Source organism: Paenibacillus sp. BK033, assembly GCF_004345425.1.
Taxonomy (GTDB): domain Bacteria; phylum Bacillota; class Bacilli; order Paenibacillales; family Paenibacillaceae; genus Pristimantibacillus.
Map to the genome: position 1 here is coordinate 172,317 of NZ_SLVP01000004.1, position 13,342 is coordinate 185,658.

Below are 13,342 nucleotides of genomic sequence, written 5' to 3' on the forward strand. Positions count from 1 at the left end.
TTTAATGGGGTGTATTTATGCAAGGAGAACCTGGTTTTGATATTAATGAAGCAAAATTCGAGTCTGTATATTGTGTGTAATACGACAAAAATCGACGTATTTCACCTTTTTGTTTCCGGCTAATTGATCATATATCGCGCGCAGCAGCTGCGATTGAGCCGGGCTTTCAATCTGCTGAACAACAGCGTATTCCACCGCTTGTTCCGCGGGCGGTACTGCGTGTCGGCGTGCGCTTACCGGAAGAGAAGCTGAACCTTTCAATAATGTAAGGAAACGTAAGGTTAATCGATAGCAGCCTCATTCCCTCCTTTGTTACGATGGGATCAAATCAACAGGGAGGGCTTATTATGAGCTTGCGACGGTTTGCTTTCAATAACGTAATCCGCAATCGGAGGATTTACGCGGGGTATTTTCTAAGCAGCGTGTTTTCGGTTATGGTGTTTTTCGTCTACTCGATATTTGCTTTTCATCCGGGACTTGCGGATGGCGCGCTCCATATGAGCGTGTCTACCGCCATGCACTTCGCGGAATCGGTCATTTACGTCTTTTCGTTTTTCTTCGTGCTCTATTCGATGGGATCTTTCCTGAAGACGCGCAAGAAGGAGTTCGGCATTCTCATTATGCACGGAATGACCAGCATGCAGCTGCGCCGCCTTGTGTTTATGGAAAATATCGTGATCGGCTTTGGCGCAACGGCAGCGGGCATTGCAGCCGGGCTTGGCTTTGCCCAGGTCATTCTTCTGCTGTCCCAGAGGCTGCTTAGTCTCGATGAAAGGCTGCCCTTTTATTTTCCGACCAAGGCGATTGTGCTGACCGGTGCGGCTTTTATGGCGCTGTTCCTGCTTATTTCGTTATTTACGGTGACGGTGCTGCGCAACAACTCGCTTATTGATCTGCTCAAGGGCTCGAACAAGCCTAAGCCGGAGCCGAAGGCATCCGCGCTGCTGTCCTGGCTGGCGCTGCTCTTGATCGTTGGCGGTTATGCCGCGGCGCTGGCGGCCAAAGGCATGATCGTCTTTTATGCCATGATTCCGGTGACGGTTGTCGTGATTATCGGTACGTATTTCCTATTCACGCAGCTGAGCGTGTATGCCGTTCATAAAGGACGCAAGAGCCGTTCGATTTTCTGGCGGAAAACCAACATTGTTCTGTTATCGGATTTGGCTTACCGAATGAAGGATAACGCAAGAACGTTCTTTATGGTGGCGATTCTGTCGACGGTGGCTTTCTCCGCGATTGGCTCGCTGTTCGGGTTCAAATCGATGTATACGGATATTATTCGGAACGACAATCCGTTCGCTATGAAATATACCTCGTATGACAAGCCTTCCGAGCAGGACGTTGCGATGATTGAGCAGACGCTGAAGGAAGCGGGGCTGTCTTATCAGTCGTATGCGCTGACCGTTAAAAATGTGGAGACGAAAGACGGCAAGCGGCTTTCCGTCGTGCCGCAATCCGCCTTTAATGCGCTCGAAACAGCTGTCAAAGGGACTAAGGCCGATGTGCAAGGCGATGATGCGGCTATTGTCCATTACAGAAGCACGATGATGGGAGCGGCGCAGCCGGAGCTGACGCCGGTTACGCTGAAGGAAGCGGGGATTACTTTTAAGCCCGTGCAGACGCTCGATACGCCGGTTATTCAGGCAGGATCCGATTATTACGTGGTGCCCGATGAACGGTTTGAACAGTTGAAGCAGCCGGAGAGCGTCATTTACCAGTATGCCTTTGACGTTTCGGGCTCGCATGATGCGCTTAAAGAGGCAGGAGAAGAGATTGACGGCAAGCTTGGCAAGACCGACAATTGGTTTATGGGCGTGGATTATGCGCTGTACCAGCAGGATCAGATTTTTGGCGTCGTCCTGTTTGTCGGATTTTTTATCGGTATCGTATTCTTCGTAGGTGCGGGCAGCTTCTTGTATTTTCGCCTCTATACCGACCTTGGCGAGGATAAACGGAAGTTCCAGGCCATCCACAAGATTGGGCTTACGGACCGCGAGCTGTCCTCCATTCTGACGAAGCAGCTGATGATTCTGTTCTTCGCCCCGATTTTAGTGGCCGTAATTCACGGAGCGGTTGCCCTTACGGCGATGCAGCATATGTTCGAGTATGGTATGGTGAAGCCGTCGCTGACGGTGCTTGGCTCCTTCGTTGTCATTCAGCTTGTATACTTCCTCCTTATCCGCACCAAATATATTTCTAATGTAAAATCGGCTTGGGGGTTGCACCTTACGTAACGTCATGTTTTAAAATAGAGTTACCGGTATGAAGCTAGCATCCACGAAAGGACTGAGCATGAACAATCTTTGGAAAGTTGGAGACCTCGCCAAACTGACGGGGCTGACGGTCAGAACTCTGCGCTTCTACGATCAGATCGGCTTATTCTCGCCGTCGGGGCAGACCGATTCGGGTCACCGGCTGTACGACGAGTCCGATCTTTCCCGCCTGCATCAGATTCTGACGCTGAAGGAGCTGGGCTTGTCGCTGGAAGAGATTAAGGAGACCTTATCCGCCAAGCAGATCAGCCCGCTGGAGATGGTAACGCTGCAGAAGCAGCGGATCAAAGAGCAGATCACGCGGCAGCAGAAGCTGCTTGAACAGCTGGAGCACGCCTCCAAGCTGCTCATCGGCAAGAAGGGCCTGACGGTGGATGATTTTACGGGTCTTCTACAGGCGATGAAGATGGAGTTCGAGAAGCCGGTGCTTGAACGGCGCATCAGTTGGGAGCAGCGCTTGGACAGGCTGGGCAGCCTGCTTGAGCAGGGGGAAGACGAGCCGTAATCGAAGGGAATTCGCTTACGTGGCTTGAATGGCATCGCAATTCATTACGTTTATGCTTACGAAGCATGAATTGCTTCACAATTCATTTGAGGAGGATCACTCACTATGAGCGAAAGATTTGTTAAGCATGCGACCTTTGTTGTCGAACGTACTTACAAGACGAATGCGGAGCGGGTATTCGAAGCTTTTGCCGACCCGGAGGTAAAGGGCAAGTGGTTCTCGAAGCCCGATCAATTCGAGTTCCGGGTAGGCGGGCGCGAATACAGCAGCGGCGGGCCGCCGGAGGGACCGGTGTTTACGTTTGACGCGGTCTATCAGGAGATTGTGGCGGCCGAGCGTATTGTCTATACCTACACGCTGGATATGAACGACACGCGAATGTCCGTCTCGACGACCACCATCGAATTGTTCCCCGTAGACGGCGGAACCAAGCTGGTATTCACCGAGCAAGGCGCCTTCTTCGACGGGCATGATACGCCGGAAATTCGCGAGCATGGCACAGGCGAAATGCTGGATGCGCTGGGTAAGCTGTTTGAATAGAACTTGGAAGAGTCTCTTGGCAGAGGCTCTTTTTTTTGCGTTTAAACGCCGATTGCATTGTGATGGCCGTTCACGGTATTTTAGTTATACAAGAGGAAGAGATGGCATGCGGGAGGCAAAACATGACGAATATAACGATAGAAGTTGTAAAGGACGGCAACATTGAACCCTGCCGGGAGCTGTGCAACGAGCTGATGGCCTTTCAGAAGTCCCGGGCTGTCATGGCTCCGGAGGTATTCGACTGGATGAACTTTGATACGCGGATGCGCAGAAGCTATGACGGTGCGCTTCATGCCCATGTCCTGATCGCCAGGGACGAAGACGTGCCGGTTGGCTATGCATTCTCGACCATAGAAGATCTTGAGCCCGGGGATGATAAGCTTCCTGCTTGGGCTCCCAATCGGCACCTTGCCGACAGCAAGGGCTTTTACCCGGACTGGGTAGAGCTGCCGAAGAAGATAGGCTTCCTCAGCAATTTGTATTTGCGTGACGGCTACCGGAGCATGGGGCTTGGCGCAAAGCTGTTCAAGGCCTCGATGGAATGGCTGGAAAGCTTTCCTGACGTTGACCTGCTGCTCATTTATGTATCGAATGGCAATGAAGACGCGCTTCAATATTACCTGAAGCATGGGTTCACCTACAGTCATGACGTATTTGGAGGGTTTATCAAGGCGGTTTACAAGAAGCTAAGCAAACCGGCGAAGGCAGAGCAGGTTTAGCAGGTCGACCGCCGGCCAATATAGAAATAAGGAAGTAGTAAACGACAGGGGGAGGTTTGAAGGTGACAGCAGCAATAGCAGCTAAAGCTGAAATGATGATCAGGCGTCCGGTGAGCGATGTGTATGAATCTTTCATCGATCCGGCTATAACGTCGAAGTTCTGGTTCACAAGTGGCAGCGGGAAGCTGGAAGAAGGCAGTCAGGTGGAGTGGTTCTGGGAGATGTACGGAGCATCGGCACCTGTCCGCGTACTGGAGCTCGAGACTAACAAACGCATTGTTATCGATTGGGGAACAAGAGCCGAATGGACGTTTACGGCTTTGTCCGAAACGGAAACCTTTGTGACCGTTACCGACTCCGGCTTTCAGGGAGAAGCAGAGGAAATCGTGCAGCGGGCGATTGGCTCGACGGAAGGCTTCACGATTGTATTATGCGGGGCAAAGGCCTATCTGGAGCATGGCATTCAGCTTAACCTGGTTTATGACAAAGCACCCTACGCGCATGTAAAACAATCGGAGGTTCCTGATGAGCAAGACGATCGTGGAGAAGTTGAATTTACATAAGTATAAAAAAGCAGCCGTTCTGCATCTGCCGGAGGGCAGCGAAGCGCTCGCCGGCTTGGAGCCGTATGAAAGCGAGCTGCAGGCGGGCAGCCGCTACGATCTGATATTCGCTTTCGTTCTCGATATGCCGGCTCTGCAGCAGCTAATGACCGAGGTCATCGACAACCATTACCTGGAGGAAGGCGGTTATTTGTATGCCGCCTATCCGAAGAAGGGCAATAAAGCATATCCGACCTACATCCACCGCGACAGTCTGTTTGAGGGGCTGGGCGCGAGCGAGGAGGATGGCTATATCGGAACCAGCGAGGTCAAATTTGCCCGCATGGTGGGATTGGATGACGTCTTTACGGTTGTAGGCTTCAAGTCCGAGGCCCGCAAGAAGGGTTCGTCGGCCTCCAAGAAACCGAGCCAAAGCGTAGCCGACTACGAGGCTCTTGTGACTCAGATTGAGGAGGAGCTTCAGGATCATCCGGAGGTTCTGTCGTTTTTCCGTTCGCTTACCCCGGGGTACCGCAAGGATTGGGCCCGTTATGTGTTTAGTGCCGTGCAAGAGGAGACCAGAGCCAAACGGAAAGCCGAGATGAAGGTTATTCTTGGAGAAGGCTATAAGAGTATCGATCTGTATCGGAGAAGAGAGGGATAGGGATGAAGACGGAGCTTGGGAAAGCGATGCTGGAGCGGGTGCAGGGCATTTGCTCGGCATTGCCGGAGGTAGACCAGATCGTTGACGGGTTTGGGCATGACGTGATGAAAGTAAGGGGCAAAACCTTCATTATGATGGGGGAAGGGCATAATAGCGTCCTGCCAAGCTTGTCGATCAAAGCGACGAAGGAGCAGCAGTACCTGCTGCTTGAGCAGGGCGGCTATGTCAAGACGCCGTATATCGGCCATCATGGCTGGGTTTCCGTTGACATGGAAGCGGGTCCGAGTTGGGACGAGCTGGCCGTGCTTATACAGGAGGCTTATTTGCTGGCGGCGCCGAAACGTCTGGTGAAGCAGGTGTTGGAGAGCGTCGCAAGATAACCGCAGGAGGCATTTAAATGTAAGCGTATGGGCTACCAGCCCATACGCTTTTTTAATGAATTGATCTGCGCAAGATGATGCCGGCCATGCCATTCGAAGCGCTGTATCGCCGTATCCAGCGTCATAAGTCCGTTTGTCGGGCTCGTAAAGGTTCTCGCGAAGTCCCATGACTGCATCCCTTGCAGCAGCACGGCAAACCGGCTGCGCAGCGCTTCGATCAGAACAATCGATGCCTCAATGGGCGCTTCATAGTCGTTAAGCTCTGCCCACATGTTCTGCCGGTACGTGGAAGCCGCCGGATTATCTTCGGTCATGGCTTTCTTGAACCGGATATAGGCGTTCATATCGTTATCCGCCAGATGGTGAACGACCTGCCGAATCGTCCAGCCGCCGGGGCGGTAAGGGATAGCCAGCTGCTCTTCGGACAGCTGTTCCACCGCTTTCCGAAGCCGCGACGGCATCCGTTCAATCTCCTTCATCCAATTGCTGCGCTGTTCGGCGGTGGGATCGCATACTTCTTCGAAAGGTCCTATGGGATACCGCAAATTGTCCGTAGTCATTGCACAATCATCCTCCAGCCTAATCCTAATAAAATTTTATTTTGCGCTCATTGACAGAGTTTCAATAACCATTTATAGTTATTCATTGTGATATTGATAATCATTATCGTATATAATGCCATTTCAAATAAAAGGGGTTAAACCATGAGAAAATGTATTCCCGCAATCATGCTGCTTGTACTTGTTGTTGTACTGAGTGCCTGCGGCAGCAACAAATCCAACAACGCGAACAATGCCGATAACGGCTCCGCAGCAGCTGCCGAAACGCCTGCGGCAACAAATTCCGCAGCGGCGGAACAGCCGGCCTCCGGTACGGTTACTTACCAGTCCGAAAGCGGTCCGGTTGAGATTCCCGCCAATCCCAAGCGCATCGTAGCACTGGCTTACGCGCCAAACATGATTTCCATGGGAGCCGACCTTGTGGGCGTAGACCAATGGACCAACATGAGCCCGCTCTTCAACGACAAGCTGAAAGGCGTTGAGGTAGTATCCGATGAAGATCTGGAGAAAATCATCGAGCTTGATCCGGACCTGATCGTCGTTGGCACGGAGAGCAAGAACGTTGCCAAGCTGAGCGAAATCGCTCCTACGGTTGCCTTCACTTGGGGCAAATTGGATTACCTGAATCAGCAGGTCGAAATCGGCAAGATTCTTGGCAAAGAAAAAGAAGCGCAAACTTGGGTTGACGACTTCAAATCCCGCGCTGCCGCAATCGGCGACGAGGTGAAAGCGAAGATCGGCGAGAACGCAACCGTATCCGTTATCGAAACGGACGCGAAAAGCTTCTACGTATTCGGCGACCACTGGGCACGCGGCACGGAAGTGTTGTACCAAGCCATGGGTCTGAAAATGCCGGAGAAAGTAACGAAGGATGCTCAAGGACCAGGTTACTTCACACTGTCGCAAGAAACGCTGTCCGATTATGCCGGCGATTATATCGTACTCAGCAGAAGCACGGCAAACGACAATGCCTTTATGAATACCGATACATGGAAGAACATCCCTGCGGTTAAAAATAACCATGTCATCGAAATCGATACGGAAGCCTCCACCTACAGCGACCCTACTACACTGGAAAGCCTGCTTGCTATCTTCAAAGAAAGCTTCCTGAAATAACTTCAAACAGCAAGCGCCCTTCAGAATCTTCTGGAGGGCGCTTTTGTTTTGTTGATTAATGGCTCATGCTGACTTGCTTCTCGCCTTCCGCTCCCTGATCGCCCTCGGGCGGCTTGGTGCGTTTCACAAACAAACCGATAACAATGGCAGCAATGGCGACAACAAGGCCTATCCAGAAGGCATCATGGATACCCGCGACCATGCCGTGAGCCTGCTCGGCCGGCGAGCCCGGATCGGAGGAGGTCTTCAGATAATCCTTGGTGCCGTTACTCATAATACTGATGAACAGCGCTGTGCCGATCGCGCCCGACACTTGCTGCAGGGTATTCAGGATTGCCGTACCGTGCGGATACAGGTGGCGCGGCAGCTGGTTCAGGCCGGAGGTTTGAGCCGGCATCATGACAAGGGAAATACCGATCATCATGATGATGTGAATCAGGATGATATGTCCGTTGCTTGCCGCGGCATCAATGCCGGTAAACATCCACAGCGAGATCGCTACAAGGATAAGACCTGGAGTTACCAGAATGCGAGGCCCGAATTTATCGAACAATACGCCGGAGATCGGAGCCATAATGCCGTTAACGATACTGCCGGGAAGCATAATGAGACCCGAAGTGAAAGCCGTCATGAGCAGTGCTCCCTGCAGGAACATCGGCAGCAGCGTCATGGTGGAGAACAGCGTCATCATAAGAACAAAGAGCAGAATCGTTACGATGGAGAACATTGGCGATTTGAAGGCGCGCAGGTCCAGAATCGGAGCCTCCAGCCTCAATTGGCGGAAGATAAAGATAATCAGTGCGACAGCGCCGATTGTTATCATCCAGATTACCTCCTGATCCGACCAGCCCTTTTCTCCCGTCGAGCTGAAGCCGTACACGAGTCCGCCGAAACCGATTGTGGAAAGCAGGATCGAGAGGATATCCACCTTTGGCTTCGTAATATCCGACACATTCTTCAGGAACATAAAGGAGAAGATAATCGATAAAGCCGCCAAAGGAATAACGAGAATAAACAGCCAGCGCCAGTTGAGCGAGTCCATGATAACGCCGGACAGCGTTGGACCGATCGCCGGAGCCGCCATAATGACAAGACCGATGAGACCCATCGCTCCTCCGCGTTTCTCGGGCGGGAAGATAGCCATAATGGTGTTCATCAATACGGGAAGCATTAAGCCGGTCCCGATAGCCTGAACAATCCGTCCGACAAGCAGAACGCCAAATTCGGGCGCAACGGCCGAAATAACGGTACCGGCAAAAAACAACGTCATAGCGCCGATAAACATCTGCCTGGTTGTAAACCATTGCTGAAGCAACGCCGTGACCGGAACGAGTACGCCAACAACAAGCATGTAGGCGGTTGTGAGCCATTGAATAGTTGAAGGGCCAACTTCAAAAGCTTTCATTAATTCCGGAAGCGCGTTACCAAGCAGCGTTTCATTCAGAATGGCGATAAAAGCGCCAATTATAATCGTAGCAATAATAGGCCCGCGCTTAATATTCGTTAAGTCGGGGGCAGTGCTGGATCCACCAGCATGAGAAGCATTCATGGATAATGGCCTTCCTTTCCTTCGCTTTTCAACGAAAAGGTATGTATATTAGTTTGTTTAGGCTCGCCGGACGGTATTCGTCCTTGTTTTCCCCTCCGCGGATCTTTATTTGGCCCAATTTCCACTTTATCACAGGGTGCTAGGCCGAGAAAAGGGCGTCAGGCGGGAACAAATGTGTATAATTTATTTTGTTGCTGGATGAAGAAAGGGCGCCCCGGGGCACCCTTTCTTCTTCTTATAGAAATGCTTTTGAAGGATCGGATTCGGTGTAAACCGAGATCATGACGATCGCGGTATCCTCTCCGATATTCTTTACCGTATGCGGCGTGCAGGCATTCCAGCTGAAGGAATCGCCCGCGCTCAATTCGGCTGCATCCTCGCCTTGCTCGATATAGAGGGTTCCCTGAATGACGACATGGACCTCTTCGCCTTCGTGGGCATGATTTTCTCCGGTCGACGCGCCGGGCGGCAGCTCAACGATCATCATATGGACGTTTTTGGTGGAGCTCAGGTGAGACACCTTCAGCTTGTCCGGCCCGCTAGTCGTTATCCGGCGCTCATCCTTGCGGACGAGCTGCATTTTTTCCTTTTTATCCAGCAGCAAGTAAGCTAGCGGAACCTCAAGCGCATTTGCAATGCTTTGCAGCGTTGTAATCGACGGGGAGGTTTTATTCGTTTCGACCTGGCTCATAAAGCCTTGAGACAAACCGGTCTCCTCGCAAATTTGGGCGATCGTGATATTCTTCCGCTTGCGGATGGCCCGAATGGTGGAGCCGATATCCATAACGCAGCTCACTCCTCGAAATATTAGTGGTACAAAACTAATATTTATATTAACAATTTTTCAATTGACAGGCTAGTCGTTGCGGCATTATATTTCTTATAGAAAATAATTATTTTCATTACTAATATAATTGAAGCAAAACGGATTTCCTGCGATGGATCAAGGAAGACGCAAGAGGATAAAAACCATAATCATAGATAAGGAGTGAACGGCAATGCTTCCATCTTATTTCTTCGCGCATGGCGCGCCTTCGATTGTTTTGGAGGATAACAGCTATACGGACTTGCTGAAGTCCTTCGCGGTTAATCATCCAAAGCCGAAGGCCATTGTTCTGTTCTCGGCCCATTGGGAGGAGAACGTGCAGGCTGTCAGCGCCGTTAAGACGTACAGCACGATTTACGATTTTGGCGGATTCCAGGATGAGCTGTACCGGATGACTTATCCGGCGAAAGGGGATCGCACCCTGGCGGACCGCATCGTATCCCTGTTTGAATCGCAGGGAATACGGGCGGTAACGGATGAAGAACGCGGCCTGGATCACGGTGCGTGGGCGGTACTGAAGCTCTTGTATCCGGACGCGGACATTCCGGTTATCGCTTTATCGGTGAACCGGTACCTGACGAACGAGCAGCAGTATCAGATCGGCAAAGCGATTGCTGAGCTTAGAGAGCAGGATGTCCTGATGATCGGAAGCGGGGGGACCGTTCATAATCTGCGGGCTTTGAACTGGCGACCGGATGGCGTGGATGAATGGGCAGCAAGCTTTGATCAATGGCTGCAGGATCATCTGGAGGCATGGGATCTGGACGCGTTGTTCCATTACCGTACACTCGCTCCTTACGCGACACAAGCGGTGCCGACAAGCGAGCATTTTATTCCGCTCCTGCTGGCCATGGGGGCGGGGGACGGTACGCGTCAGGCGAGGCTGCTTCACCGCAGCTACCAGTACGGCAACTTGAGCCTTAGCTGCTGGGAATTTGCCTGATCAAGATGAGAAAAGCCCAAGATCCTTGTTCACAGAGGTCTTGGGCTTTTGCTATTATTCTTCCTCTTCCTCGACGATAACGCGAACCGTGTTAGTAAGCAGGCCTGCCCGGAAGCAAGAGGCCCCATACCGGAATTCGAAAAGAACGGCCGCTTGGTTAAGGACAATGCCCCCCATCGGCTCAGCCAGTACGTTCACCTGGAAGGTAAGCCTGCGCGTTACTCCCGGCGCTATTGTGCCAAGCGGAATGCCCGCTTGAGGGTCAGGCTGCGGAATGCCATCCACGGTAAGGCTTCCCGAGATGTATTGCAGCTGATTGTCGAGCGGATCGTAGAAGATGACGTTGGTTGCGATGATGTCCGTCGATAGGTTGGTGAGCATGATATTGTAATGGTAACTTTCCCCGGCCTTGACGATTTGAGCATCGGCTGTTTTGAGGAAGGACGCGTAATCCGATGCCCGAATCATGGATACCGGATTGGATATCGTGTTGGATGCGAAGGTTTGCGAGAGAAGCTGCTGATTCGGCAGCAGGAAATCGGCCTTTACTTGCGCGGTATTCGTTAGCGAGCCGCTCCCCCTTACGAGGATGTCAAACCGGACCAGGATGCTTTCGTTTTGAGCAATCGGCCCAAGACTGATGCCTTCGTTAGGATTGTCATCCAGTCGAAGCACGTTGTTGACTCGGATGGTTCCCGGAATGAAGACGGCATTGGAAGGAAGGATATCCGTTAATACCGTTCGGCCGGATACCGCGTTGCCATTGTTGACGACGAAGATGGTATAAGTAATTCGCTGCCCGACAAATAAGGTAAGAGCAAGGAACGTTTTGGAGATGTGCAGGTTAGGGGCGTTCATCACCGTTGTCCATGGGACCGTCACAAAGCTGGTCGAGACGATCGGCTGAATCGAACCTGTCAAAACCGGAATCGTTACGCCAACAAGCGGCGGAAGCGTAATGCCCGGAACGGATATTTGTTGGTTCAGCAACACGCTTCCGTCCGGATCGGTTATTGGCCCCAAATTCGGAACCTGACCCGGTGTCGGCGTTACACCCGGTTTGAAGACGGGAAGGACAGGAAGAAAAAGTCCCGGAACAGGCGTTACGCCTGGCAGGGCGTTAACGGAGATATCCCCCGGTGTACACGTTGCGGGTACAGTGCCTGGCGGAACCGTAACCACAAAGCCTGTATTCGTAATCAGTCCGTTCGGAGGATAGCCCGTAACAAAGGCCTGAAATTGAATCGTGACAACCTGACCGACATTGATAATACCGATAACGACCTGTTCCGTAATGTCGACGCCGCTAAAAAAGCCGCCGTCTATCAACAGGCTGGATGGAATGAAGTGAACGCCCGGCGGCAGCGCCTCCACGATTACGGCTTCTCCCGGAGCGGTTCCTATGTTTGTTACGGTAATCGTATAAGTAATCGTATCTCCAATCTGTGCCGTCGTGACATTAGGGGTTTTGGTCGCTGTAATAATCGGCCCCGTGACAATCGCAGGCGTTGTTGTTGAAGTAGAGGTTGTGGTTGTGGTTGTCGGCACCGGCGTTGTGCTTGTCGTCGTGGTCGTTGTTGTGGAGGTGGTGGGAATGGCTGTTGTTGTACTGGACGTGCTCGACGTTGATGAGCTGCTTGATGTCGATGTCGTGCTTGCGGTGGATGTCGTTGAAGTTGTCGAAGCTGTCGTCGAAGCTGTCGTTGTTGATGTCGTCGACGACGTTGTCGAGGTCGTTGTTGTTGAGGTTGTAGGCGGATTTACATCCGGCAGACAGCCCATAAAAGGAACATTATGCGCTTCAAGCGTGCCGCCTACATTCGTGAGAGATTGGGCGACAAGCGTACCGTCAATATTGCCGAAGCCGATCGCTTCCCAGTTCGCATAGGGAGCAAGTACCGAACCGAGAATCGAAAGATTCTGGTTATAAGCCGTGGTAGCCTGATAGAGGTTCCATAGAATGAATTGTCCCTCGGATGGGTTAGGCGTAACGCCGTTGCGGAAGATCTGATAGCTGCCGAACCCGACATTGTCATCCCCTACATTAATGAGAATAGTTGAGCCTGCCGGTGCAATGATATTAATGCCGTTGGCCGTATCGAGCCGCAGCCCGTTGCCGTCCACGTTATTGCCGTTAAACATAAATATGTTAAGAGCCGGATCTGTTCCGAATAGAAATATGGTACCGAAGTTATTGACCACGGTTCCGTTGACCGGCAGCCCGGCAAGGTTAAGCGATAGTTGGGCCAGCGATTGTTCCGCACCGTCGAAGTCGACCGGTGTCCCTACAAGAGGCTGGCCAGGCACTCCGTTATTATTGGTCATCGAATAATTGATAACCGTGCCGTTCGGGAATATGGTGGTGTTCCCCGCGAAGTTGGTTCCCCCCGTAATATTGATATTTCCCCTTACGATAAGGTCCGATCTCGTTGTAGAAACGGGCAGCTTATCGCCTATCCCATAGCTGTTATAAGTGGCATTGCCGCCAACGGCTACTCTCCCCTCCGAATCAACGAAGGATTGCGTGTGGTTGCCGAACAGAAACAAGTTGAAGCCGTTGGCTGTTCCGAGATTGACACAAGCCATCCCATTATCCCCTCCCAAGGTCGTTTGTCAGCCGAATTGCACACACCCTAAATACCTATGCATAACCCCTTTGTTTCAGGCATAGAAGAAAGTATTATTTCTGATTAAATAAGGGGTGAAGGCCATTAAGACGGCTATT

At 51.8% G+C, this 13,342-nt stretch carries 13 protein-coding genes; 9 read left to right on the plus strand and 4 right to left on the minus strand.

The features are described 5' to 3' along the window. Window positions 1-347: 347 nt before the first annotated feature. From EV294_RS15665 to EV294_RS15695, 7 genes are all read left to right on the plus strand, one after another. The gene (locus EV294_RS15665; RefSeq protein WP_132308349.1) at window positions 348-2,234 is read left to right on the plus strand and encodes an FtsX-like permease family protein; all 1,887 of its coding nucleotides are present in this window, start codon (window positions 348-350) and stop codon (window positions 2,232-2,234) included. 58 nt (window positions 2,235-2,292) lie between these two features. After that, the gene (locus EV294_RS15670; protein WP_132308350.1) at window positions 2,293-2,778 is read left to right on the plus strand and encodes a MerR family transcriptional regulator; all 486 of its coding nucleotides are present in this window, start codon (window positions 2,293-2,295) and stop codon (window positions 2,776-2,778) included. A 105-nt stretch (window positions 2,779-2,883) separates the two neighbouring features. After that, window positions 2,884-3,318, plus strand: a complete 435-nt coding sequence (locus EV294_RS15675) for an SRPBCC family protein (protein ID WP_132308352.1) — start codon at window positions 2,884-2,886, stop codon at window positions 3,316-3,318. 122 nt (window positions 3,319-3,440) lie between these two features. After that, the gene (locus tag EV294_RS15680) at window positions 3,441-4,037 is read left to right on the plus strand and encodes a GNAT family N-acetyltransferase (protein WP_132308353.1); all 597 of its coding nucleotides are present in this window, start codon (window positions 3,441-3,443) and stop codon (window positions 4,035-4,037) included. Between the two features lie 62 nt (window positions 4,038-4,099). Then, window positions 4,100-4,600, plus strand: a complete 501-nt coding sequence (locus tag EV294_RS15685) for an SRPBCC family protein (RefSeq protein WP_132308355.1) — start codon at window positions 4,100-4,102, stop codon at window positions 4,598-4,600. Further along, on the plus strand, window positions 4,563-5,243 hold the full coding sequence (locus EV294_RS15690) for a YdeI/OmpD-associated family protein (protein WP_132308357.1): 681 nt from the start codon (window positions 4,563-4,565) through the stop codon (window positions 5,241-5,243). Before EV294_RS15685 ends, EV294_RS15690 begins: the two co-directional genes overlap by 38 nt. A 2-nt stretch (window positions 5,244-5,245) precedes the next feature. Further along, entirely contained in the window at window positions 5,246-5,623 is a 378-nt protein-coding gene (locus EV294_RS15695; protein ID WP_132308359.1) for an MmcQ/YjbR family DNA-binding protein, read from the plus strand. A 32-nt stretch (window positions 5,624-5,655) separates the two neighbouring features. Here the strand turns inward: EV294_RS15695 and EV294_RS15700 are convergent, their stop codons facing one another. Further along, the gene (locus tag EV294_RS15700; RefSeq protein ID WP_132308361.1) at window positions 5,656-6,183 is read right to left on the minus strand and encodes a YfiT family bacillithiol transferase; all 528 of its coding nucleotides are present in this window, start codon (window positions 6,181-6,183) and stop codon (window positions 5,656-5,658) included. Between the two features lie 144 nt (window positions 6,184-6,327). Between EV294_RS15700 and EV294_RS15705 the strand changes: the two genes are divergently transcribed. After that, on the plus strand, window positions 6,328-7,299 hold the full coding sequence (locus EV294_RS15705) for an iron-hydroxamate ABC transporter substrate-binding protein (RefSeq protein ID WP_132308363.1): 972 nt from the start codon (window positions 6,328-6,330) through the stop codon (window positions 7,297-7,299). Window positions 7,300-7,354: 55 nt separating this feature from the next. Here EV294_RS15705 and EV294_RS15710 read toward each other — a convergent pair whose 3' ends face one another. After that, window positions 7,355-8,848 carry a DHA2 family efflux MFS transporter permease subunit gene (locus EV294_RS15710; RefSeq protein WP_132308365.1) on the minus strand — a complete coding sequence of 498 codons (1,494 nt, stop codon included), beginning with the start codon at window positions 8,846-8,848 and terminating at the stop codon, window positions 7,355-7,357. Between the two features lie 235 nt (window positions 8,849-9,083). After that, entirely contained in the window at window positions 9,084-9,632 is a 549-nt protein-coding gene (locus EV294_RS15715) for a helix-turn-helix domain-containing protein (RefSeq protein WP_132308367.1), read from the minus strand. 214 nt (window positions 9,633-9,846) lie between these two features. Here EV294_RS15715 and EV294_RS15720 point away from each other — a divergent pair, with 214 nt between their 5' ends. Next, window positions 9,847-10,617: a DODA-type extradiol aromatic ring-opening family dioxygenase gene (locus EV294_RS15720; protein WP_132308369.1), complete on the plus strand. Its 771-nt coding sequence runs from the start codon at window positions 9,847-9,849 to the stop codon at window positions 10,615-10,617. A gap of 54 nt (window positions 10,618-10,671) precedes the next feature. Here the strand turns inward: EV294_RS15720 and EV294_RS15725 are convergent, their stop codons facing one another. Further along, entirely contained in the window at window positions 10,672-13,203 is a 2,532-nt protein-coding gene (locus EV294_RS15725; RefSeq protein WP_132308371.1) for a choice-of-anchor A family protein, read from the minus strand. Window positions 13,204-13,342 lie beyond the last annotated feature (139 nt).